This is a genomic window from uncultured Draconibacterium sp., from assembly GCF_913063105.1.
Lineage (GTDB): Bacteria > Bacteroidota > Bacteroidia > Bacteroidales > Prolixibacteraceae > Draconibacterium.
Window position 1 is genome coordinate 1 of sequence record NZ_CAJXYQ010000002.1, and the last position, 22,821, is coordinate 22,821.

Consider the following 22,821-nt stretch of genomic DNA (forward strand, 5'->3'; position numbering starts at 1 on the left):
TCAATCGTGCTATTTGGTAACTTTGAAAAAACACAAAGGTTATTTTTGACTTGATTCTTTGCTTCGTTTCTCATCTAAGGAGAAATGAAGGCCTGCCCGGCGAGGGTTTAAGCTTATTAATTGATTCGGCTTTCATATTTTAGCAAGCTAATTAAATGAGTTGCTCCACCTGAAATTCTAACTGATCCGGAATTACAGTTGTAACAGACCGGACAGTGCCAATTTTACAAACTTTTGTGTTGCATAAAAAAGCATCTTAAAAATGTATCAGAAACAGTTTATTACCATTTTTTCAAGTAGAATCACTCCTTGGGTTATAGGCATTTCTGAATACTTAAATCAGCTTAAAACTCAATCCAATTCAGCCTTTTATCTTCCAATAGAAACAATGAAGCTATTACATTTGTAGTGTACAAACCCATAGATGAAATAGGATAAGAGGATTAGTTAGATTCATTAAGTTGTTAATAGACTGGATTAAGAGAAAAAATCCCGGAGTGGACGCCGGGATTTTTTATTACTTCAGGTATTTAAATTCTGAAAAACAGGAGTGCTCATGGACGCGAGCACTCCTGTTGTATTTTTAAACTAAAGTTGAATTGTTTTACTGGTTGTTCCTGCTTTTTGCGAAACGTATTCCAGTTTTAATGTTCCCTTGCATTCAACAATAAATTCGTATTCGGCTGTGGCATGGCCTTGCAGGGCAAAGAACTGAATTTCGGGTTTGTGTTCTTTGTAACTCACCTGGTTGAGGCGATAGTTATTTATTTTACCACCGGCAATAACTTTTGCGCCGGTAACTTTCAGGTGATCGATAGTATAGAGCTTATCCTTAACAGCCTGGGCTGTCATGGTTGATAATCCGTTTTTGTTTTTTAAACGAACCCGAACCCTCTGCAGCTTATTTCCCAGTTCAATTGTATCAAAAACATCAATTTCAACCTCGGGTGTTTCGTTAGCCGCCAGTAAAACCACCGATGCATTGCGGTGTACCAGGTCGGGCAGCATAAAAGGATGGGGCAGGCGAGAGCTCATTTTTACCCAACCGCCAATTTCAATTTCACCATATACAGGATGATTGTAGCTTTTCCATTCTTTATACAATTCGCCCTGCACCACGTTGTCGTTAAACTTTAGCTGTTCGCGGCTACGTTCGCTTCTATCGTTTTCGGTGCTCTTCGCTGTACCGGGTTTATCGCTTTTTTCCTTGTAGGTTTCCTGCGAGCGCATAAATAATTCGCCCACAAAAGAGTAAGAGCCATGCACAAAAAACATTTGTCCGTCGGAGTCGCCATAGGTAGGGTACAGTTCATGCGAAGGCATATAAACATATCCCGGAGTAATTTTAAGGGCTTCTTTTCCCACTACATCGTAGGCCGCAATATCGGCTGCCGGTATTTGAGTTGACTTGTCGGCGGGTACACGCAGCCACATTCCGCCTGTATTATGAAATGAAAAGTTGATAATGATATTTGGGTGTTTTGCTGCAAATTCGTCAACAGCTTTAATTCCAAGCCCCGAAAGCGGGAAATTTCCGGCACCACGTTGCACATACGGTGGCATCCAGTGGTAGCCCCAGTTTCGGTTCGGATCGAGATAGCCTTCGGCGTCTTCGTTAAACCGTCCATCTCCGTCGTTATCAATTCCCTCCGAGCCAAGCAGCGTATATTCCCCTTTTTCTCCGGGTTTTACACGCACCATAATACGCGGATCTTCCGGATCGGCTTTATACTGGCCATTTTCATCTTTTATACGCATTTGGCAAATACTGCCATCGCCATCCAAATCGTCTGGAGCATCTTCATCAAATAATCCATCGCCATCGTCATCTTTTGGTACTCGCAGGCTTCTGCTCGAACTGGGCGTGTGCCCGTCTTTAAAAAAATGCGAGCGGCCATCAACATTAATCACCGGAATTATGTAATGAACATTACGATCAACGGCTTCGGTTATTTTTTTATTTTCTCCGTATTTTGTAAGCAGCATATTGGCATAATACAAACAAACTTCTCCGGCCTGAATTTCGTTGCCATGAATATTTCCATCGAGCCAAACGCCGGGTTTGTCATGCTCGTGACCGGTTTTTTTGTTGTTAATGGTAAGGGCATAAATTTTTAGTCCCTCCTCGCTTTCACCAATCGATTCAAGTTTGGTGAGTTCGGGATAGGCTTCGTGTAATACCTCTAGGGCTTTCACTACATCTTCATAGTCGTAGTAATGATCGAAACGCAGTGGCACTTCAATTTTTGGGTTATTCCCTGCAAACGAGCTTAAGGCAATTCCTAAAAGAAGAAGTAGCGTATATATTTTTTGTACCATGGTTATCCTCCAATTTTAATTTGTTTAACAACATCGGTAAAGGTTGCCGATTCTAATGTTACACTCAGTTTTTTTGATTTATTGCTTTTTATCAGCCAGGTGTATTTTTTTACCTGGTTTGCACCAATGGCACCCACCGGAGTGCGTTTCTTCCCTTCCAGAAAATCAATTTCGCCATCCAGAGTTAAAACCAGCGGTGCCGGTTGACTGTTGCGTTGTCCCATGGCAATGGGGTGAGCAAGTGCTCCGTTGTTTGCCACAAATAATTCAATCTTATAAATGCCTCCACCCATGGCCGTAATCTTTTCATTTTCAAATTTAAAAGTTGGCAGTTGTTGCGAAAGGCGCAAGAGCCATGGCAATTGGGTTTTTAATAATGAGTCGATTGCAACAGGCTTTGGAGTGGTTTCCAGGTAAGGAACATAACCACCAACCTCTACATTCTCAAAGTCTGGATGTTCAACTTTTGTCCATGGAACGAAACCTTTGCCATCAAGTTCTTTGTCAATGTAAGCCAATAAAGCCTTATCTTTTTTATTCAGCTCATCTTTTGCTTCTTGTTTTGCTTTTTTGGCCGTTTTTTCGTCAGTTTCGGTATCGTCATCAGCTGGCGCGGTTGGAATAGCAAACAAGCGCATGCTAAAAGAGGGAAGGCCCAAATGGTAGTAGGCCCACAATTCAAACGAACCATCTTTAGCCGCTTCGGGCTCCAGTGTTTCTGTTGAAAAATTGTTGGTTTTCAGGTAGTTTTTATAGTCTTCGGCATATTTTTTATAAAATACCAGGTCTTCGTCAAGCGGATTAACCACTGCACCTAAATTAAGGTATCCTGCAACCATCGAAGGAGTAACTTCGGTACCCGCCGGCACAATAGCCTCAAAAAGCGCAATGGCTTCTTTCATGGTATAGGTTTTTGTGGCATCGGCATTTAACCGGCGGGCATAGCGCGATGGTATTTTTATTTTATCAAGATTGGCATCGCCTTTACGCCCACCTTTGGGAGGCACCAGGCAAAAGTTTGAAGTTCCCAGTGTATACACCATAGAAATCTCGGGGCGATCGTAAATAAAACGCATGATTCCGTATACCTCAGGTGTTTGTCCGGCAAATAAGCCGGCGTTTTTATCCTCGTACGGAAAAAGGTGTGGGAATGCAATACCCACATTTATACCTCCGGGGCCATCCTCATTGTATTTGCCATCTTTGTCGTTGTCAAAGCCTTCCGTATAAACTTTGTAAATTCCCCGTTCTCCTTTTTTTGAATTGGCTTTCTCCAGCAAACGCACATCGTATTTCGATACCTGGTAATCGCCTTCAAGGCTTTTTACCCGCATTTGTGTAATCATGCCATCGCCGTTCAAGTCATCGGGGCCATCCTCTCCTGATAGCTCATCAGCATCGTTATTTACGTTAAAACTGTTAAGGCAACTGCCTGTTTTTAGTGCTGAAAAATAAGCTTCTGCAGCGTCAGGATTAGGCTGCGGCATAACGTACCATTTTAGCTTGTTGGTGTATTTGGTGGAATCGAGCAACATTTTTGCCAGGTAAAGCGCTCCTTCGCTTGCCAATGGCACATTTCCCTCGAAATTGGCACCCACAAAAATGGCTGGTACATCTGTAAGGTTAGCACCAATTTCTAAAATCGTAATTGGTTTTCCTCCGGGACTTTCTGCCACCCTATGTAATTTGGTAGTTGCAGAAGGAAAGTTGTTTAAAATTTGCTGAATTTCCCGGTTCGAATGGTATTTGTCAAATCCGGTGTCAGACTGTGCGTGAAGTATAGCGTTCGTTAAGCCGAATGCATAACACAGGCACAGAAAAAGCAGTCTTTTTACCATAGTAATGTGTTTCTTTAAAATGTTTCTTTGTTAATTTTTGAATTTCAGTTTAAGCGCCATTTTTATTTGATGCTTACTTAAAAAGAAATATGTTTTGCCTTTAGTGTGAAAATTACATTTTTTTATTAGAAAAGTGCTGTTTGATGACAAAAATTTATTTTTATGTTCAGTTTTGTCGACAGATTATTTTTTTTAACCATGTAATTGTAAGGGCTGTAGTGCCAAAAAATATAAATAAAGTATCATTAATGGTATTGCCATTGGCGTACAGGAAAATTACCTTTATACTTTAAATTATACTAAACTAATTAAATCAAACAAAATGATGCATGTAAAAGCTTTACGCAAAACATTCGTTTTAATCGTTTACTTAAGTTTTTTTACCCCATTTGTAAATGCCAAAACTGGTGTTGGCCACCTTCTTTGCGAATACCACAACAACCCGGTAGGCATTGATGTTGTTCAACCCCGCTTAAGTTGGCAGCTGTTTTCTGATGAGCAAAACATTACGCAAACAGCCTATGAAATCAGGGTCGCCTCCACATTAAAAGATCTTTCTTCAAGGAGTAAACAGCTTTGGAATTCGGGAAAAATCTCATCACCTCAATCGGTAAATGTGGTTTACGAAGGACCAGAGCTGGCTTCAAAACAGCGCGTGTACTGGCAGGTGCGTGTGTGGGACAATAATGATAAGTCCAGCGCCTGGAGCGAACCCGCCTATTGGGAAACCGGATTGCTGAATAAAACCGACTGGCAAGCAAAATGGATTACCCTGGAAGAGGAAATAAAAGCAAAACAGTCAACACCTGCACATTATTACCGCAAAACGTTTAAAACCTCTAAAAAAATAAAAACGGCAAGGGCCTGTGTAAGTGCTCTTGGTTTATACGAGTTATATGTAAATGGCCAAAAGGTAGGAAATCAGTTATTTACTCCCGGATGGACAAGCTATAAAAACAGGGTGCAATACCAGGTATATGATGTTAGTGAGTTGGTGGAGAACGAAAATGCACTTGGTGCTATTGTCGGCGACGGGTGGTACCGGGGATTTATAGCCTGGAGTGGTAACCGCAATCATTATGGCGAAAATATTGCACTCCTGGTTCAGCTGAACATTGAATACACCGATGGTTCTAAAGAAACAATTGTTAGCGATGAGAGCTGGAAAGCCAGCCACGGCCCCATTCGCGAATCGGATATTTACAATGGCGAACTTTACGATGCCAACTACGAAATGTCTGGCTGGAGTAAATCCGATTTTGATGATACTGCTTGGAAAGCTGCGAAATTGATCGATAACCCGGCTATTGACCTGGTAGCTTCAATGGGTAATCCGGTAACGGTAATCAACGAGCTTAAGCCGATAAAGCAATTAACCACCCCTAAAGGCGAAATGGTTTACGATATGGGGCAGAATATGGTAGGTTGGGTGCGCTTGAAAATGACAGGTAACAAAGGCGACACGGTACAACTAAAATTTGCCGAAGTGCTTGACAAGGACGGGAATTTCTACACCGATAACCTGCGTGCAGCAAAATGTACCGATACGTATGTTTTTGCAAAAAACGGAGAGCTTGTTTTCGAGCCTAAGTTTACCTTTCATGGATTTCGATATCTGCAGTTAATTGGATTAAAAGAGGCACCTGCCAATAAAAATATTACCGGAGTTGTAATTCATTCAAATATGAAACCTACGGGAACCTTTAGCTGCTCAAACGATTTAATCAACCAGCTTCAACATAATATTCAATGGGGGCAAAAAGGTAATTTCCTGGATGTGCCCACCGATTGTCCGCAGCGCGATGAGCGCCTGGGCTGGACCGGCGATGCACAAGCCTTTGCTCCAACAGCAGCTTTTAATTTTAATGTGGCTGCTTTTTACACTAAGTGGATGAAAGATGTCGCGCTCGATCAGTTGGAAAATGGCAGCGTACCACATGTTATTCCTGATGTTTTAAACGGCCAGGGGGCAGCAACTGGTTGGGCTGATGCAGTGGCCATTATTCCGTGGACGGTTTATAAAATCTACAACGATGAGCGTATTTTAGAGGAGAGCTATCCGGCCATAAAAAAGTGGGTAGCATACATGAGCGAACGGGCAGGTGACGATTTTTTGTGGATTGGAGATCAGCATTTTGGCGATTGGCTGGCTTTTGCTACTACTCGCTCGGATTATCCGGGGGCCACCACCGAAAAGGACCTGATTGCCACTGCCTATTTTTATTATACCACCCGGCTAACGGCAAAAATTGCCCGGATTATTGGTGAAAATAATGATGCGGCGCATTTCTTGAAACAAGCAGAAAACATTAAGCAAGCTTTTATAAACGAGTTTGTTACACCCAATGGTCGACTGGTATCGCACACCCAAACAGCTTATGTTTTGGCACTAACTTTTGATCTTATTCCCGATGACTTAAAAGCCAAAGCGGCTGCTTATTTAAGTGGCGATGTGGAAAAATTTAAACATCTTACTACAGGATTTCTGGGCACACCTTTGCTGTGTTTAACCCTGTCGGAGATTGGCCGCGACGACCTCGCATTTATGCTCTTAAACCGCACCCAATACCCCTCGTGGTTGTATCCGGTAACACAAGGTGCTACTACTATCTGGGAGCGTTGGGATGGACAAAAAACCGACGGTACTTTCCAGAGTGTAGGCATGAATAGTTTTAACCACTATGCCTATGGGGCAATTGGCGAGTGGTTGTATGGTTATGTTGCAGGGATAAAAGTAGACGAAAAGCATCCGGGCTACAAAAAATTTATGCTTGCACCACATCCGGGTGGGGGACTTACTTTTGCCAATGCTGAATTTGATTCGATGTATGGCCTGATAAAATCGGATTGGAAGATCAGTGACGGGCAGATGACTTATCAGGTTGAAATTCCTGCAAATACTTCTGCCGAGGTAGTTTTACCAAAAGCAAAAGTGTCGGAAATTTTGATGAATGAGGACCTCAAATCAGGCGCTAAACAAGCCGGCACAGATGTAACAGTTTCGGTAGGCTCGGGAACTTATACTTTTACTTATACGATGGGCGAGTAGTTGCTGAATATTTAATTTTCAGTTAATGGTTTTTTGTGGCTCGTTGCAGGAAATCAGCTATGATTTTCGGTGTAACTGAAAGAAAATTGCGGCAGGATTCTGATTAAGGAATTCTGCCGCAATTTTCTATACAAGGTAGTGACACCGGGGAATGATGATTGTTTGATAAGTGTTTAAACTTTTTCTATGCCTTTAGTTTTTTATACTTAAAACGTTTTGGTGTTTCGTTGCCCAAACGTTTTTTGCGGTTTTCTTCGTATTCCGAGAACGAACCTTCAAAGAAGTGAACATGCCCTTCGCCCTCGAAAGCCAAAATGTGTGTGGCAATGCGGTCGAGAAACCAGCGGTCGTGTGAGATAACCACGGCACATCCGGCAAAGTTTTCCAAACCTTCTTCCAAAGCACGCAAGGTATTTACATCAATGTCGTTGGTTGGCTCATCGAGCAGCAAGAGGTTGCCTTCCGATTTTAAGGCCAGGGCCAAATGCAAACGGTTACGCTCACCACCCGACAGTACGCCACATTTTTTTTCCTGATCGGCACCATTAAAATTAAAACGGCCTACATAAGCGCGGGCGTTTACCTGCTTATTGCCCAGCATAATTGTTTCAGTTCCGCCAGAAAGCACCTGGTAAACTGTTTTTTCCGGATCGATGGCGGCATGGCTTTGGTCGACGTAACTGGTAGCCACGGTTTCGCCAATAACAATGCTTCCGGCATCGGCTTCCAGCTGGTTCATTATTAATTTGAAAAGTGTGGTTTTACCGGCACCGTTAGGCCCAATAACTCCGATTATTCCGGCAGGAGGAAGTTTAAAACTCAGGTCTTCGAACAACAGTTTTTCGCCAAAGCCTTTTTTAACGCCATCCATTTCAACCACCTTATCACCCAGGCGTGGCCCGTTCGGGATAAAAATTTCAAGCTTTTCTTCTTTTTGTTTGGCGTCTTCGTTCAGCATTTTATCGTAGGCACTTAAACGGGCCTTGCTTTTGGCATGGCGGGCTTTTGGTGCCATGCGTACCCATTCCAGCTCGCGCTCCAGGGTTTTTCGGCGCTTGGCACTTCCTTTTTCTTCTTGCTCCAGACGTTTCGATTTTTGCTCCAGCCACGAGCTGTAGTTCCCTTTCCAAGGTATACCCTGTCCACGGTCAAGCTCCAGAATCCAACCTGCCACATTATCCAGGAAATAACGGTCGTGGGTAATGCAGATTACCGTGCCTTTGTACTGGTCGAGGTGGGCTTCCAGCCACAAAATACTTTCGGCATCCAGGTGGTTGGTAGGTTCGTCGAGCAACAGCACATCCGGCTCTTGTAAAAGCAGGCGGCATAAGGCCACACGGCGGCGTTCTCCACCCGAAAGTTCGCTGATGGGCTGGTCGTTTGGCGGGCAATTTAAGGCATCCATTGCACGCTCCAGTTTGCTGTCGAGGTTCCAGGCATCCAGTTGGTCCATGCGTTCCTGCAGCTTGGCCTGTTCGGCCATTAGCGCCTCCATTTTATCCGGATTCTCGTACACCTCGGGCAAGCCAAACTCTTCGTTAATCTGTTCGTAACGGGCCAGTACATCTACTGTTTCCTGCATGCCTTCTTTTACAATGTCGATAACCGTTTTGCTTTCGTCGAGCTGCGGCTCTTGTTCGAGCAACCCAACCGAATAACCTTCGGCAAAAACCAACTCGCCGTTAAAGGCCGTGTCTTGTCCGGCAATAATTCGAAGCAAGGTTGATTTACCCGAGCCGTTTAAGCCGATAATACCGATTTTGGCACCGAGGAAAAACGAAAGCGAAATGTCTTTAATTACTGTTTTACTGGGTGGGTAGGTTTTACTCACCTTGTACATCGAAAAAATTATCTTTTTATCGTCGCTCATTGTTTCTTTTTTTATTTGGGTGCAAAAATATAAAAAACAACGACGCTGCAACGTAAATTTGTTGCACGGAATAGGTGATTCCAAAAAGGAATTAGCAGTTCTAAATGGGGTAATAAAAAAATGTTTTATTGCTTACGCCGGAATACCCTCAGCCCCTCCAATTCCGGAAAAAATACCAAATAGCACCATTCCTATAATTAGAATTGGATACAGGCACAGAAAAACAATCATAATTATACCGAAAGTTTTGTAGTGGGCTTTTAGGTTGGTAAATGCCTTAGCCAATTGTTGCTGCTGTTTTAGGGCAACGGCGCTTTTAATGCTGTTTGAAAACCGGAACAGATAGAGAATTGGGAAAAAGTAAACAACTGCCATGATGAGGTAGAGTAGGCCTAAAAGTACAGGCGGAAAGGGGAAAATATCGGCTTCCTTATTCGGCAGAAAGGCCATAACAATGCTAACTGTTATTCCGGCAAAAACCATTAAGCCGGTGCCAATAAATCCAACAATCGACAGGAAATAACTCCACTTCCCTGCAGCGTGTAAATCGCGGTTGATGGTTTCAGTTAATTCCAATTGCTGTTTTGTTTCGTCGGTTACATATTCCTTGCTAACTTGTTCGTTGAAGGTTTCTTCTGTTTGCATTGATTTAAAATTTGATGCAATGAAGATAATAATTGTTTTATTAATAAAGACCTTGCCAACAAAAATAGCTGAAAAAACTACTTGATGTACGCATACGAAACAAAAGCAAAACGTTTGCCATCGGGCGACCACGAGGGTACATTAATGGTGCCTTGTCCGCCGGTAAAAGAACAAAGTGTTTTTATGGTTCCGGCTTGTAGGTTCAGCAATCGTAAGGCAACATTTTTCATGGGTGGGTGAGCGCTGCCCTGGTCTTCGAGGTAACTGATGAAAACCAGGTATTTCCCATCGGGCGAGGGGTGGGCAAACCAGTTGGAGTAGCTGTCGTTGGTAAGTTGTTTTTGTGCAGACCCGTCGGCATTCATTTGCCAGATCTCCATTTGGCCCGAAGCCATTGAATTGTAGTAAATAAGTTTCCCGTCGGGCGAATATTCAGGGCCATCATCAAGTCCCGGGTTTGTAGTTAATCGTTTTTCTTCGCCTCCGTCAACCGATATGGAATAAACATCGTATTCGCCATTACGTTCGGCACAATAAACGAGTGTTTTACCATCGGGCGACCAGCTGTGCCAGTACGAGGGTACTTTTGGAGTTACCGCCCGCGGGATGCCACCATCTATTGGCATAACATAAATCCGCGAGCCTTCTTTTGGGGCTTCTCCCTTAGTTGGTGCTGCCTTTGCATGGTGGCTAATAGCCAGCCATTTTCCATCGAACGAAATACCATGGTCGTTATTTATTTGGTTGGCAAAACCGGAGTTCAGCATGGTTTTTTGTTTTGTTTTTGAATCAACCCGGTAAAGCTTTCCGGCCTGGTTTATAAGCAGGTATTTATTGTCGGGGCTCCAGTTGGGTGCCTCAAAATGATCATCTTCGGTATAGAAAACGGTACGTTTGCTGGTTTCAATGTTAAAAATCTCCAGCGTTGATTTTATATTATTCATTTGTGCGGTGCTAAAAAACGGGACTAAAAACAGCCAAAACAGGAACAGTGATTTCTTCATGCTATTTAATTTATTGCTGGTTTAAAGGTACTAAAATGCATCTACATCATTATTTTTCAGTTTTCTTTCCCAGTTTTTTACGGGTCATTTTTACCAGCCACTTATAATAATTGGCCAGGTGAATAATGAAAAAGAAAATTAGTGCCAGCCCAAGTTTGTTATGCACCTCGCGTAGCAGGTCGGCAAGTTTTTCGTCTTTAACAATCACCCACGCCAGTAAGGCCGTTACAACACATGATAAAAAAATCAGCAGCAAGCCAATGTTTAAATCGTTGTTTTTACTTTTGTTTTTCTTTTTAAATGAAAACAGCGCTTTTAACCAGTATTTATGTAACCAGAGGTGCAGACCGATTAGTGGAATAACAACCAGGGCTACCAACTGGTGCAATTTTAGCCATTGGTGCCCCGAGAGCGAAAGAGTGCTTATGTTGTAATCCGTACCTCCGTGGTAGCGCAAAACGATAATTCCGGAGAAAAGAAGTAGCAAAAAGGGAAAGAAGGTTAGGATGTTAAAATAATAATTACGTGATGCTTTCGACATTTTTTTAGCGTTGTTTTTTGGCATAGCCCGCTTGTATTGTTGATTGATGCTTTAATTAATGAGTCCTTTTTTATAAACTTCCAGTGCCCGCTCGCGAGCCATTTTGTGTTCCACCATTGGTTGAGGGTAAGCGAAGCTATCCAGTTCGGGAACCCATTTTTTGATGTATTTCAACGCTTTATCAAATTTCTTCACTTGTTCAGTTGGATTAAAAACACGAAAATAGGGAGCAGCATCGCAGCCGGTTCCGGCAGCCCATTGCCAGTTGCCATTGTTTGAGGCCAGCTCGTAATCCAATAATTTTTTAGCAAACCAGGCCTCGCCCCAACGCCAGTCAATCAGTAAATGTTTACACAAAAAACCGGCAGTAATCATACGCACCCGGTTGTGCATGTAACCTGTTTGGCTTAATTGGCGCATGCCCGCATCAACAATGGGGTAGCCGGTTTCTCCCTTGCACCAGCGTTTAAATTCATCTTCATTGTTGCGCCATTGCACTCCGTTGTATTTGGTTTTAAAGTTTTCGTTTACCACCCGCGGATAATGATAAAGAATTTGCATAAAAAATTCGCGCCAGATAAGTTCGCTCAGAAAAACCGGCGATAAAGCATACACCTGTTTTACAATTTGCCGTATGCTTACTGTCCCGAATCGCAGGTGAACGCTTAGATTACTGGTGCCATTTTCTGCGGGCAAATCACGTTTTTGGGCATAATTAGCAACCACCGAAAGATCGTAAGGCTCAACTTTTACCTTCGCGACCTCGAAGCCAATCTTGTGCAATGCCGGAATATTTCCTCTTATTTTGGCAAAAGCATTTGACGTTAATGATTCTTTCACTTCCACATTGGCAGGATTAAATTTCTGAAGCCACTTGTTTTTATAGGGAGTATAAACGGTGTAGGGTGTACCATCGGGCTTTAACACCTCGTGTGGTTCAAAAATAACCTGGTCTTTGTGCGAATAGCAGGCAATTCCGCTTTTTTGCAGAAACTGTTGCACCTGTTTATCGCGATTGGTGGCGTAAGGTTCGTAGTCCCGATTAAAATGTACCTCGCCAATATTATATTCGTTTACCAGCTGTTGCCATACCTTAAGCGGATCGCCGGTTTTTACCAGCAGCCCAGAGTTCATTTTTACCAATTGCGAATTTAACAACTCCAGCTGTTGGTGAATGAAGCTTACACGTGCATCGTTTTTTTCCAGCTCATCCAGAATGTTGGTGTCAAAAATAAAAAGAACCAAAACTTTGTTGGGGCCTTTTAAGGCTTGTTGCAAAGCTGTATTGTCGTTTAACCGTAAATCTCTGCGTAACCAGGTAAGCGTAATCATTTGTTTTTTTTGCTGAATAAAGGTATTTATTCGTTAACAATTTTTCTAAGCATTCCTTTAAAAATAAGCTCATGAAAAGGCATCACCATGTACCAGTACAAACGCCCCCACAAGCCTTTTGGCCTAAAAGTAGCGGTTTGCACCAGTTGGTTATTCCGAAGTTTAAATTCGAGCCAGGCTTCACCGGGCAATTTCATTTCGGCATATAGCAACAAACGTCCTTCGTTTTTACTGGCATAAATTACCCGCCAGAAATCAATGGCATCACCTTCTTTGATTGAGTCGGAACTGGTTCGTCCTCTTCGCAAACCTACTCCTCCGGCCATTTTATCCATTAAACCACGTATTTGCCACAGCCAGTTGGCATAATACCAGCCTGTTGCTCCTCCAATTCGCCAGATTTTTTCAATAGCAAAATCAGGAGAAGCTACAGGCATTACCCGAACATCGGTATAACACCCGAACTTAGGAACATTAATAAAGTCGGAAAGTTGTCCGCTGAGCTGTCCGCTTATAAAGGAATCCTTCCAGCTTGAAACAATTTCGTTTTGTTCTATTTTTATAAATGCTTTTTTTAAACTTTCGCTGTAAGTGAGTAGTTGAATGCCAAAGTGTTGGGCAAGTGAGTTGGGTCGGGCAATTACCTCTACCCGCATACTTTCAACCAAGGATGTGGCCAGTTTATACGAGGTTGAAGTAACAAAATATAACCAATACGACGATAGGCGGGGTGTCATTACAGGTACCGTAACAATAAGCCGTTTTAACCCTCTTTCGTGTGCAAAAAGCAGAAGCATCTCTTTATAGGTGAGTATTTCTGTTCCGCCAATGTCGAAGCTTTTATTGAATACCGTAGTATCGTTTATGCATCCAATAAGAAACCGGATAACATCGGAAATGGCGATGGGTTGACAACGCGTTTTTAGCCAACGAGGAGCAACCATTACCGGAAGCTTTTCTACCAAATCACGAATGATTTCAAAAGAGGCACTGCCGGAGCCAATTATGATACCCGAACGTAGCGTGGTTAAGGCAAAATTTCCTTTGGCAAGCTCGTTTTCAACAGTAAGTCTCGATTTTAAGTGTTTCGATAAAGACTGGTCGTTTACAATGCCACTTAAATAAATGACCTGTTTTACCTTTGTTCGGTTCAAACGATTCCTAAAATTTACAGCCGACTTTTTTTCCTGTTCCTGGTAATCTGCCGAGTCCGACATGCTATGTACCAGGTAATAGGCAAGGTCAATGTTATCGGGTATATTTTCAAGGCTCGTTTCGTCAAGCAGGTCAGCCTCAAAAAGTTGTATTGCTTGTTTTACACCAGCACTAAAAGCACAGCGATGTTTATCGCGCACCACACATACTACCTCGTGGCCCTTGTTAACCAGTACAGGAAGTAAACGTTTGCCAATATAGCCGGTTGCCCCGGTTAAAAGTATGCGCATGTGGTAAAATTAAAGTTTTGGCATTAATGCCTATTATCAGAGTAACAGATTTGTGGTGCGCTTGTTCGTCATGTATTTTAATTATCAGCGCTTACAAGGCTTCCAGTTCTTCGCGGTAATCGTACTGCAAATCTTCGTGAAGCATGGAGATCACTTTTTGAATTCGTTTTACCTGGTTAAGGTACATGTTAAATACTACCCGGCTTTGTTTGTAGTTTAAGCGCGAAGCTTTCAGCTTTTTGCAGAAATAGAGCAGTAGTTCAATTTCGGTTTCTTTTTGACCCGAGTAGCGAATATACTTGTTAGTAGTTCGTAAAACTTTTCGTAGTGTTTTTTTTGCCAGGTAAAAGCTGCTTTTATTCAAACTCAGAAACTGTGAATCAATTTCTTCTTTCACCTGCCTTATATATTCGCTTTCGTTGTCGGCTTCAAACAACAGGTAACTTAATAACTCTTTGTTCTCTTTTTTATACTTTGCCAGACGGGCAACAATGTCTTGTAAAACCTCGGGGGGTAAATTCTTTAATTCCTTTTTTATGTGGCTGAGTGAAGCAGTATCCATGGTCTGCAAATTAAATTAAAACTTTCTATCTGAGCCAATTGAATACAGAAAACTTTTTGCTGATTCTTCGAAAAACACAGCACGCTTTATCTGTCAAATGCAATTTCTCAGGGGTAACTGCAAAGATGCGTGGGTAAAATTCCCTGAAGCAAGTTTGCAGAATAAAACCGGTTGTTGGTTGGTTGTTATTTACTGAATGCTGAATTAAAATACATGACGTCAGTGTGTTATCTATATTTGAATTAGTAAAACAATTAAAACTGGAATACAATGAAAACAAAACTAGTTCTTTTTAGCATTTGCATTGCAATTTTAAGCATGGGAGCCACCGCAAAAATAAAAGACGGAAAGGCAATGACCGGAAACTCGCTTACCGAATTTGGTAAATACACTATTGTAAATTCTGAGGCACCAATGGTATACGACAATAAGGTGTTGGAAACTTACGAATTAACTTACGAAAATGTGGGCACACCCGTAAGGATCGGTATTTTGTGCGAAGATGAGAAAAAGTGTAAAACATTTATTGTTCGCACCGAAGAGTTTGAAATAGAGTACGCTTGCCGTAATAATATTTTTGGGGTGAAGAAAATTGAACCTCGTTTTCAGCAACTTCCTAAAGAAGAAATGGAACTGAAGTTAGACAAGGTAAGTTATTATTCGCAGCGAGTGATTTGCCAGAACAAAAAATCGCAAGACGATTTACTCGGATTGATAGCTTGTTATTTTCCTGATCTGGTAAAAGACGAATATCAGGCAAGCTTTTAAAAACGACATTAATTACAGCGCAATTTTTTTCATAGAAGTATGAAAAGTAAATCCCCGCCAGAGGGCGGGGGTTTTTTTAAACGAATTTGGAAGGGTAATTATATAAAGTGGTGTTTACCACAAACGAAAACCCTGCGTTGCTAACGCAGGGTTTTTCAATGAACGTAACCTAAATGGCAACGTACGGTATAAAATCATCTGCAAAAGATTGCTTTTAATCGAAGTATTAAAGTGTATTCTTATCCGGCTTATTTAAATGTTGTTAACTTTATCAAATGAGCTTTTAAAATGAATAGATTGTTGTATAATAACAGTTTGGCTTTCAGGATTACAAGACATGTTTTGTTTTTCCTGATGACGGTACTGTTTTTTACAGCCATTTTATTTGCGCAGCATCAGGATAAAAGCCTTAGCACAGTTTTCCTCACAACTTTAGGTAATTCGTTTTTCTTTTTTGGCTATGCCTATATCACTATTTTCTTACTTATTCCGGAGTTTTTGCTAAAGACTAAACCGCTTTGGTTTATACTTGTTTTTCTGTTGGTTGGAATTGGTTTGTCGGCATTAAAACTGGTGTTTTCCGATTACATTTTTTACGCATCTATTGCTCCCGAAACCATCGAGCGATCGGGTGTGGTAAACCTGCGTTTTATTGTGGTAAACACAAAAGATATGACCTTTATTGTTGCCCTGTTTTGCATCGCCAAGTATGCAAAAGATTTTGTGTTGGCAGAAAAACTCAGAAAGAAACTGGAGCAGCAACATCGAAAAGCCCAAACTACCTTGCTACAATCTCAGTTCGATTCGCATTTCATGTTTAACACCATAAATAATTTGTATGCGCTTTCGTTGTTGAATCCCAGGAAAACGAACGAAGTAATTAGCCGAATGAAAACCGTACTGAATTACATAATCGAGGAGAGTTTAAAAGATTTTGTGTTGTTGAGCGATGAAGTTGCATTGGTTGAAAATTACCTTCAACTGGAAAAATTGCGTTATGGTAAACGCCTGCAGGTAAGCTACAATGCGGTTGGCCAATTAGATGATGCCCGGATTCCTCCAATGATTCTTTTTTTATTGGTTGAAAACAGCTTTAAACATGGCAGTAGTCTTGATGCGGGTACACCCTGGATAACTATTGAAGTACAAGTGAAAAATGAGCAAATATTTATTGAGATCGAAAACAGTAAACCACATACCATACTGAAAAAAGCAAAGGAAATAGAAAAAGGAAGTGGATACTCCGGGCTAAAAAAACGCCTGAATATAATTTACCAACCTAAAGGCTTCGAATTAAAAGTAAAAGACCTTGGCGATAGATTTAAAGTGAAACTAACAGTAAATAATTTACTTGAAAACACGCATACAACATACCAATAGTAGAATGTATATTTTCCATGTTATTTTCTGGATGGCCTGGATTGTATCGTTTACATTTATTCAAACATTAAACGAGGGAATAGATTCGTTAACGGTATGGCTATTATACTATTTAATTACACTGCCGGTATTTACCATTCATACCTACCTGATTGCCTACTGGCTGTTACCCAAAACTTTTTTTAAAAGACGCTACTTGCTGCTGGTCGTCGGTTTTTTGGTGTTGCTGGTTCTTTTTTCCGTTATTGAATTACTGGTATCAAATTACGTGGTTTACTATCTGTATGATAAAAGCAGAATGTTTAGCCCCGGATTTCTGAACCTGAAAAATATTGTAATTAGCGGAATTGGAAATCATTATATTATTCTGGTTTTTCTCGCAATAAAGGCAGGTATATCGTGGTATAAAGCCGAGTATCAGAAAGATGAATTGTTGCGTTCGAACCTTGAAACAGAACTCGAGATCTATCGCTACCAGCTTCAACCTAAAATTGTTTTGGCATTAATGAACCAGCTTGAAGTTTTAACCAACCGGGAATCGGCCGATGCTCCGGAAATGATTATCAAAATATCCGGCTTTCTAAACCGTTTTTTGTTTGAAGGAAAGGAGGAACTAATTCCGCTTGAGCAAGAGGTACTTTTATTGGAAGAGTTTTTAGCCATACATAAACATGCCCTGGGCGAGCGCTTAATCAGTAATTTTATTGTAAACGGCAACCTAAAATCATACGTAGTTCCGCCACTTTTGCTTTTGCCTTTTATAAATTCTGCAATAAAAGTGGCTTACGATTGTAACAAAATCTTCGAAAGTACAGTCATTATAAAAGCGGAGAGAAAATATTTGCTGTTTTCGTTTACATTTTGGAGCGAAAATTGCTTTGTAATCCCCGGCGATGAAGACAATAAAATTACCTACCAGCGGCTGCAATACAATTTCCCCGGCAAACACCGACTGGTTGAAAATATTGATGATAATTTCAGAGAGTTCAGTATAGAAATTTACAATTAAACTGTAACGCTGTAAAGCATTTAAGTACTATTAAAATAACAGATTGAAAACAGACCGAAGCAGAAACTTCGGAGAAAACAGAAAACAAAAGCTAATCCGTATTACCATGAAAACAAAGTGCCTCATTATTGATGATGAGCCTCTCGCACGTGATTTGATGCGATCTCATATCGAAAAACTCGATAACTTTGAAATTTGTGCTGAATGTGGCGATGCCATGAAAGCCCTGCAAGAATTGCATAACCATAAAATTGATTTGATGTTTATGGACATTCAGATGCCACAAATAACCGGAATCGAATTCTTACGTACCTTAAAAAATCCACCCAAAGTTATTATTACTACTGCCTATCGCGAATATGCCCTTGAAGGTTTTGAGCTGGATGTTGTCGACTTTCTGTTAAAACCAATAACTTTTGAACGTTTCTTAAAATCAGTAAATAAGTACTACCAATCCATTCAGGATGATGTGCCGCCCGGTCAACCAACACCGGTAGCACATGGCAACACCGAAGAGGCTTTTATCTATGTAAAAGAAAATAAAAAAGTACTTAAGGTTCAGTTAAACGAAATACTGTATGTGGAGGGATTGAGCGAGTATGTGCAAATTTATACCACCGACAAAAAAATAATTACCAAAAACAGTATGACCAATATGGCTGAAAAATTGCCCGAAAACAGTTTTATGCGCATCCATAAATCATTTATTGTTTCGCTGTCAAAAATAGAGGCCTTTACTTCAAGTAGTATTGAGGTACCCGGAAAGGAACTGCCTATTGGGCGCAGTTATAAAAATGCGGTTCTCGAAGTGCTTCAGCTGCAGGGGTAGTAGAATTTTTAGCCTTAACTAAAGACTTTTATCCTCAAAAAGCTGCCAGAGTTTTACGATTCCGCTTTGGCTTTTGTGTACCGATTTTACCGGAGAAAGGTCGAGGTAATCTTTTCTTATTTGATTAACATGTTGCAGGTTGCGCGTGGTATTGGTTTGTAAGGGTAATTGATGAATAGCGAGGGCCAATACCGTTTTTAAAGTTGTGGCACGTACCCGAATGGTATGCTCCGAATATTTTGCAGGATGAATGTGCACATACCGTTGAGCTAGATTGCCCGGTTTTATTAACCATTCCGAGTGGTCTGGTAAACTTATTTTTTTCCAATCCGAATTGCCCAGCCAGATTATCAAGGCTTGTTTATTATTAATTTTTAAATGTTTGAAATATTCCGAACAAAACGCGCAAACCTCGTGACAACTCAAAGCACCGAGGTAAAAGTCGCAAATATTATTTCCTATTCTCTGCAGGTATTCTTTTAGCTCATTTTTATTGGCAGCTTGCCAACGTACAATCTCATCTAATAAAAATCCGAAATGATGTTTATACGGATTAAACTGTACGGGATATGGAATTTTAACGGTCATTTAAGCTGCTTTTCAAACAATTCTATAAATTTACCACAAAAGATAAACATGGCACTTTTTCCAATTCATAAATATTTTGTTTTTAATGGTCAGTTACAACCGGTTTCATCATTTATTCCTTCTGAAAATGAAGGTGGAATTTACGAGGTGTTACGTGTTGTTAACGGTGTTCCTCTGTTTTTAAACGAGCACCTTAGCCGATTTAACTATTCGGCAGAATTGGCCGGACGCGAAATTCGTTACAGCTGCACACAAATTCAATCGTATTTGAACCAGCTAATTGCTAAAAATGAGGTGAACGAGGGGAATATTTTGCTGTCGTGCAAAACCAATCTGAAAGCTTTTTTTATTTCCCACAAATATCCGGATGCCAGGGATTATGTCAGGGGTGTGAATTGTGGTTTGCTATTTGCCGAACGGGTAAATCCCAATGCAAAAGTTTTTCAAACAGAGGTACGAAAGCGTGCCAACCAACTAATGACCGAAAATAATTTCTACGAAGTATTATTGATTGATCATTTAAATCGGGTTACGGAAGGGAGTCGGAGTAATGTTTTTTTTATTAGAAATGATGAGATTTTTACACCTCCGGGAGATAAGGTCTTGTTAGGAATTACCCGCCAAAAAACAATTAAATGCGCCGAAATATTGAACTACCGGGTAAATGAAACAGAAATTTACCTGAATGAGATATCAGATTTTGATGCGATGTTTATTACCGGAACCTCGCCCAAATTACTGCCTGTAGTGCAGGTAGAAAAAGTTGGGTATGATGTAAACAATAAATTGTTGCGAAAATTAATGAAAGTGTATGCGCAGCTAATTCAGGAGGATATTCAAGTGAGGAGGTTGGGAAACAAGCAAGGCTAATTACTTGTTCCCCTATTTTCTTCTTAGGCTACCAGCTTATTACAAGCGATCCATTAAAATTTCTTCAATCTCCTGGTAGTCCATATCGCGTTTTTCGCCAATCGCGGCATTACTTTCTTTAAAGCGCTGAACTATTTTGTCTATCGTGTCTTTTGGTACATCATAATCGGGCAAACGGCAGGCAATACCAACCGATTCAAAAAACTCAACAGTTTTGGCAATGCTGGCATCAATTCTTTCGTCAATATTTCCTTCTTTAACTCCCCAAATACGTTCGCCGTATTGCACAATTTTTTCCTTTTTATTGCTGCGTTTAATTTTCATTAATCCGGGCAAAACAATTGCCAGCGTTCGGGCGTGGTCTATACCATGAAATGCGGTAAGTTCGTGGCCAATCTGGTGTGTCGACCAATCCTGTGGCACACCAACAGCAATTATTCCGTTTAAAGCCATTGTTGCGCTCCACATAAAGTTTGCAGCTGCTTCGTAGTCGGTTCTATTGGCCAAAACTTTTGGCCCTTCTTCTATTAGTGTGGTTAAAATGCTCTCGGCCATGCGGTCTTGCAGTGGCGAATTAACGTCGTAAGTCAGGTACTGTTCAAAAACATGCACAAAGGCATCAACAATACCGTTGGCAACCTGGCGATCGGGCAAAGTAAAAACACATTGCGGATCGAGAACTGAAAATTGCGGCATTACCAAAGGCGAACCAAATGCCTTTTTTTCCTGTGTTTCCACTCGGGTAATTACGGCATTGCCATTCATTTCGGAACCGGTAGCCGGCAAAGTTAAAACAGCACCAAGTGGCAGGGCCTTTTTAACTACTACTTTACCGGCAAGCGCAAGAATATCCCACGGATCGCCATTTTCATACAAAGCTGCACTGGCAATAAATTTTGTGGCGTCCAATACCGAACCCCCACCAACAGCAAGTAAAAAGTCGATTTTATTTTCCTTTACTACTTCAACTGCTTTCATGCAGGTTTCGTAGTGTGGATTCGCCTCAATGCCACCAAACTCAATAAGATTGTAACCAGCCAGGGCTGCTTTTACCTGGTCGTAAACTCCGGTGCGTTTTATGCTTCCACCGCCGTAGGTCATTAAAATATTTGCCTCACGCGGAACTTCTCCGCCAAGTTTTGAAATCGTGTCTTTCCCGAAAAGAATCTTTACCGGGTTTTTATACTCAAAATTGTACATGAATTTTATTTTTGATTATTTAATTTAAACGAATAGTTTTTGAATCTGTTCAAAGTACAAAAATATAAAATGTGGCATAAACGATCTGTAAAACCAGAGCTTGATTTTAAAAAGAACATTCCGGATTGCTCGGACGAACAGTTAATTGAAATTTTGAAGCTACGCAAGCATTATCAGCCTGAAGCGGCCAAACTTGCCGTTCAGGAGGCTATTCGACGTAAAATAATATATTCGGAGCAAGACTTAATGGCTGAAGAATTTAGGTGCGAAGAGCTTCATTTTTCATTTTTTCCGCGCATAAAACGACAGGAGAACCGAGTTAAAATACGAAGAAGCATAGCACGGAGCCTTGTTTTATGCGGAGTATTACCATTGGTTTTTGGTTTTATGGAAATAAAAGCTGAAAAGCTGCCCGAAGGATTGTTGATTTTACTTTTTGGGGTGTTTTGGATGATTAGTTCGGCACAATTGGTAAAAGCCTATCATCAACTATTTGTTAAAAGTCTTATGATTGGTGCCGTTACGGCATTAGTCTTTATCAGCTACCATATTCTTTCGATGAGTAGTTTTAGTTTAATGGATATTTTTTTGCTTCTTGCCATCACCGGTTTTATTTTTTATGGTTTACTATTTTTGCAAAAAATGCATCAAAAATAGTTCTCTAAAAAGCTATCTGTTCCAATATTCTCTCTAATCTAAATCAGGTAAAAACACCATTTATCTACTAAATTCAAGCATTCATCGAAATAATGAAACAGCATAGCCGGGTATCGTTTATTTTTGGTTGTATTAAAAATAAAAAGCTATGAAAACGGCACTTCTGCTCACATTATCAATTCTGTTTACTCTTCAGTTAACTGCTCAGGATGATTCGAATTGGGACTCAAAGGCGTATTCGGTTCGCAATTTCACCTCTATATACATGGAAGGTGGTTACAAAGTATTTTTAACACAAGGCGATGTGTGCAAATTAACGATAAGAACTACTGATGATGATGTACTCGATTACCTTAGGGTTGAAAACAGGGGAGATGAATTGCAATTGATTATGGATCGGGATTTTATTAACTATGAACGTATTCGGCTGTACATAACTTTTGTTGATTTAGAGGGTATTAAAGCGCAGGGAGGTTTGAATTTGCGCACCGATGGCTACCTTGATTTAAACGATTTATTGGTGCATGTTGAAGGGGGAGCAAAGCTGAATCTTGATTTAAAAGCAAATGATGTTGTAATAATCGGAGAAGGTGGTGTATTGGTAAACCTTGACGGGATTGCTGATCGCCTGAGTGTAAAACTGTCGGGGGCAGGGCATGTGGATGCCGAAGAACTGCGCGTTAAGGATGCCAGTTTTAGAATTGAAGGAGTGGGAACAGGCTCGGTACATGCCGAGGAAACCCTGTATGCAAAAATTGAAGGTGTTGGTAAGGTAAGGTATACCGGAAACCCAAAAGTTACCCGCGATATTGAAGGGCTGGGAAGCGTAAAACGCGATTAAAATATTCTACTCATACCTCAATTCTTAATGAGGTACATTTTTTCTTAGGTTTGGTTTAGGTTTTAGTAGAAGGC

General features: G+C 40.9%; 19 protein-coding genes. 8 read left to right on the forward strand and 11 right to left on the reverse strand.

Annotated elements, in window-relative coordinates; translation table 11 throughout:
- Nucleotides 1–588: 588 nt before the first annotated feature.
- Complete coding sequence (locus QZ574_RS01665) at nucleotides 589–2,319, reverse strand: M14 family metallopeptidase (RefSeq protein WP_297086106.1); 1,731 nt, start codon at nucleotides 2,317–2,319, stop codon at nucleotides 589–591.
- A 2-nt stretch (nucleotides 2,320–2,321) separates the two neighbouring features.
- A complete protein-coding gene (locus QZ574_RS01670; protein WP_297086108.1) occupies nucleotides 2,322–4,157 on the reverse strand; it encodes a M14 family metallopeptidase in 1,836 nt (611 codons plus the stop codon).
- Nucleotides 4,158–4,479: 322 nt separating this feature from the next.
- On the opposite strand from QZ574_RS01670, the gene QZ574_RS01675 reads away from it, so the two are divergent.
- Nucleotides 4,480–7,206 carry a glycoside hydrolase family 78 protein gene (locus QZ574_RS01675; RefSeq protein WP_297086110.1) on the forward strand — a complete coding sequence of 909 codons (2,727 nt, stop codon included), beginning with the start codon at nucleotides 4,480–4,482 and terminating at the stop codon, nucleotides 7,204–7,206.
- Between the two features lie 184 nt (nucleotides 7,207–7,390).
- Here the strand turns inward: QZ574_RS01675 and ettA are convergent, their stop codons facing one another.
- The 7 genes from ettA to QZ574_RS01710 all read right to left on the reverse strand — a co-directional run bounded on the left by ettA (nucleotide 7,391) and on the right by QZ574_RS01710 (nucleotide 14,605).
- Nucleotides 7,391–9,076: an energy-dependent translational throttle protein EttA gene (ettA, locus tag QZ574_RS01680; protein WP_297086113.1), complete on the reverse strand. Its 1,686-nt coding sequence runs from the start codon at nucleotides 9,074–9,076 to the stop codon at nucleotides 7,391–7,393.
- Between the two features lie 132 nt (nucleotides 9,077–9,208).
- Nucleotides 9,209–9,721 (reverse strand): hypothetical protein, encoded by a 513-nt coding sequence (locus tag QZ574_RS01685; protein WP_297086115.1) that lies wholly within the window; start codon nucleotides 9,719–9,721, stop codon nucleotides 9,209–9,211.
- Nucleotides 9,722–9,798: 77 nt separating this feature from the next.
- On the reverse strand, nucleotides 9,799–10,725 hold the full coding sequence (locus QZ574_RS01690; RefSeq protein WP_297086119.1) for a DUF5050 domain-containing protein: 927 nt from the start codon (nucleotides 10,723–10,725) through the stop codon (nucleotides 9,799–9,801).
- Between the two features lie 49 nt (nucleotides 10,726–10,774).
- Complete coding sequence (locus QZ574_RS01695) at nucleotides 10,775–11,266, reverse strand: DUF4405 domain-containing protein (protein ID WP_297086121.1); 492 nt, start codon at nucleotides 11,264–11,266, stop codon at nucleotides 10,775–10,777.
- 51 nt (nucleotides 11,267–11,317) lie between these two features.
- Nucleotides 11,318–12,598: a deoxyribodipyrimidine photo-lyase gene (locus QZ574_RS01700; RefSeq protein ID WP_297086124.1), complete on the reverse strand. Its 1,281-nt coding sequence runs from the start codon at nucleotides 12,596–12,598 to the stop codon at nucleotides 11,318–11,320.
- A gap of 26 nt (nucleotides 12,599–12,624) precedes the next feature.
- On the reverse strand, nucleotides 12,625–14,043 hold the full coding sequence (locus tag QZ574_RS01705; protein WP_297086126.1) for an SDR family oxidoreductase: 1,419 nt from the start codon (nucleotides 14,041–14,043) through the stop codon (nucleotides 12,625–12,627).
- A gap of 91 nt (nucleotides 14,044–14,134) precedes the next feature.
- Nucleotides 14,135–14,605 carry a hypothetical protein gene (locus QZ574_RS01710; RefSeq protein ID WP_297086128.1) on the reverse strand — a complete coding sequence of 157 codons (471 nt, stop codon included), beginning with the start codon at nucleotides 14,603–14,605 and terminating at the stop codon, nucleotides 14,135–14,137.
- A gap of 270 nt (nucleotides 14,606–14,875) precedes the next feature.
- On the opposite strand from QZ574_RS01710, the gene QZ574_RS01715 reads away from it, so the two are divergent.
- The 4 genes from QZ574_RS01715 to QZ574_RS01730 all read left to right on the forward strand — a co-directional run bounded on the left by QZ574_RS01715 (nucleotide 14,876) and on the right by QZ574_RS01730 (nucleotide 18,591).
- A complete protein-coding gene (locus QZ574_RS01715; RefSeq protein WP_297086129.1) occupies nucleotides 14,876–15,373 on the forward strand; it encodes a hypothetical protein in 498 nt (165 codons plus the stop codon).
- Nucleotides 15,374–15,661: 288 nt separating this feature from the next.
- Complete coding sequence (locus tag QZ574_RS01720) at nucleotides 15,662–16,753, forward strand: histidine kinase (RefSeq protein ID WP_297086131.1); 1,092 nt, start codon at nucleotides 15,662–15,664, stop codon at nucleotides 16,751–16,753.
- 4 nt (nucleotides 16,754–16,757) lie between these two features.
- The gene (locus QZ574_RS01725; RefSeq protein ID WP_297086133.1) at nucleotides 16,758–17,762 is read left to right on the forward strand and encodes a histidine kinase; all 1,005 of its coding nucleotides are present in this window, start codon (nucleotides 16,758–16,760) and stop codon (nucleotides 17,760–17,762) included.
- A gap of 106 nt (nucleotides 17,763–17,868) precedes the next feature.
- Nucleotides 17,869–18,591 carry a response regulator transcription factor gene (locus tag QZ574_RS01730; RefSeq protein WP_297086135.1) on the forward strand — a complete coding sequence of 241 codons (723 nt, stop codon included), beginning with the start codon at nucleotides 17,869–17,871 and terminating at the stop codon, nucleotides 18,589–18,591.
- An 18-nt stretch (nucleotides 18,592–18,609) separates the two neighbouring features.
- Here the strand turns inward: QZ574_RS01730 and QZ574_RS01735 are convergent, their stop codons facing one another.
- Nucleotides 18,610–19,179, reverse strand: a complete 570-nt coding sequence (locus QZ574_RS01735; RefSeq protein WP_297086137.1) for a hypothetical protein — start codon at nucleotides 19,177–19,179, stop codon at nucleotides 18,610–18,612.
- A gap of 48 nt (nucleotides 19,180–19,227) precedes the next feature.
- Here QZ574_RS01735 and QZ574_RS01740 point away from each other — a divergent pair, with 48 nt between their 5' ends.
- Nucleotides 19,228–20,049, forward strand: a complete 822-nt coding sequence (locus tag QZ574_RS01740) for an aminotransferase class IV (protein ID WP_297086139.1) — start codon at nucleotides 19,228–19,230, stop codon at nucleotides 20,047–20,049.
- Between the two features lie 39 nt (nucleotides 20,050–20,088).
- Here QZ574_RS01740 and QZ574_RS01745 read toward each other — a convergent pair whose 3' ends face one another.
- Nucleotides 20,089–21,249: an iron-containing alcohol dehydrogenase gene (locus QZ574_RS01745; RefSeq protein ID WP_297086141.1), complete on the reverse strand. Its 1,161-nt coding sequence runs from the start codon at nucleotides 21,247–21,249 to the stop codon at nucleotides 20,089–20,091.
- Between the two features lie 69 nt (nucleotides 21,250–21,318).
- Here QZ574_RS01745 and QZ574_RS01750 point away from each other — a divergent pair, with 69 nt between their 5' ends.
- Entirely contained in the window at nucleotides 21,319–21,906 is a 588-nt protein-coding gene (locus QZ574_RS01750; protein ID WP_297086143.1) for a hypothetical protein, read from the forward strand.
- Between the two features lie 148 nt (nucleotides 21,907–22,054).
- A complete protein-coding gene (locus QZ574_RS01755; RefSeq protein ID WP_297086145.1) occupies nucleotides 22,055–22,747 on the forward strand; it encodes a head GIN domain-containing protein in 693 nt (230 codons plus the stop codon).
- Nucleotides 22,748–22,821: the final 74 nt, after the last annotated feature.

Coding starts and splice junctions, on each gene's coding strand:
- QZ574_RS01720 (WP_297086131.1), top strand. CDS start 15,662: ATGAATAGATTGTTGTATAATAACAGTTTGGCTTTCAGGATTACAAGA.
- QZ574_RS01700 (WP_297086124.1), bottom strand. CDS start 12,598: ATGATTACGCTTACCTGGTTACGCAGAGATTTACGGTTAAACGACAAT.
- QZ574_RS01705 (WP_297086126.1), bottom strand. CDS start 14,043: ATGCGCATACTTTTAACCGGGGCAACCGGCTATATTGGCAAACGTTTA.
- QZ574_RS01665 (WP_297086106.1), bottom strand. CDS start 2,319: ATGGTACAAAAAATATATACGCTACTTCTTCTTTTAGGAATTGCCTTA.
- QZ574_RS01710 (WP_297086128.1), bottom strand. CDS start 14,605: ATGGATACTGCTTCACTCAGCCACATAAAAAAGGAATTAAAGAATTTA.
- ettA (WP_297086113.1), bottom strand. CDS start 9,076: ATGAGCGACGATAAAAAGATAATTTTTTCGATGTACAAGGTGAGTAAA.
- QZ574_RS01715 (WP_297086129.1), top strand. CDS start 14,876: ATGAAAACAAAACTAGTTCTTTTTAGCATTTGCATTGCAATTTTAAGC.
- QZ574_RS01695 (WP_297086121.1), bottom strand. CDS start 11,266: ATGTCGAAAGCATCACGTAATTATTATTTTAACATCCTAACCTTCTTT.
- QZ574_RS01755 (WP_297086145.1), top strand. CDS start 22,055: ATGAAAACGGCACTTCTGCTCACATTATCAATTCTGTTTACTCTTCAG.
- QZ574_RS01740 (WP_297086139.1), top strand. CDS start 19,228: ATGGCACTTTTTCCAATTCATAAATATTTTGTTTTTAATGGTCAGTTA.
- QZ574_RS01690 (WP_297086119.1), bottom strand. CDS start 10,725: ATGAAGAAATCACTGTTCCTGTTTTGGCTGTTTTTAGTCCCGTTTTTT.
- QZ574_RS01685 (WP_297086115.1), bottom strand. CDS start 9,721: ATGCAAACAGAAGAAACCTTCAACGAACAAGTTAGCAAGGAATATGTA.
- QZ574_RS01750 (WP_297086143.1), top strand. CDS start 21,319: ATGTGGCATAAACGATCTGTAAAACCAGAGCTTGATTTTAAAAAGAAC.
- QZ574_RS01725 (WP_297086133.1), top strand. CDS start 16,758: ATGTATATTTTCCATGTTATTTTCTGGATGGCCTGGATTGTATCGTTT.
- QZ574_RS01670 (WP_297086108.1), bottom strand. CDS start 4,157: ATGGTAAAAAGACTGCTTTTTCTGTGCCTGTGTTATGCATTCGGCTTA.
- QZ574_RS01675 (WP_297086110.1), top strand. CDS start 4,480: ATGATGCATGTAAAAGCTTTACGCAAAACATTCGTTTTAATCGTTTAC.
- QZ574_RS01735 (WP_297086137.1), bottom strand. CDS start 19,179: ATGACCGTTAAAATTCCATATCCCGTACAGTTTAATCCGTATAAACAT.
- QZ574_RS01745 (WP_297086141.1), bottom strand. CDS start 21,249: ATGTACAATTTTGAGTATAAAAACCCGGTAAAGATTCTTTTCGGGAAA.
- QZ574_RS01730 (WP_297086135.1), top strand. CDS start 17,869: ATGAAAACAAAGTGCCTCATTATTGATGATGAGCCTCTCGCACGTGAT.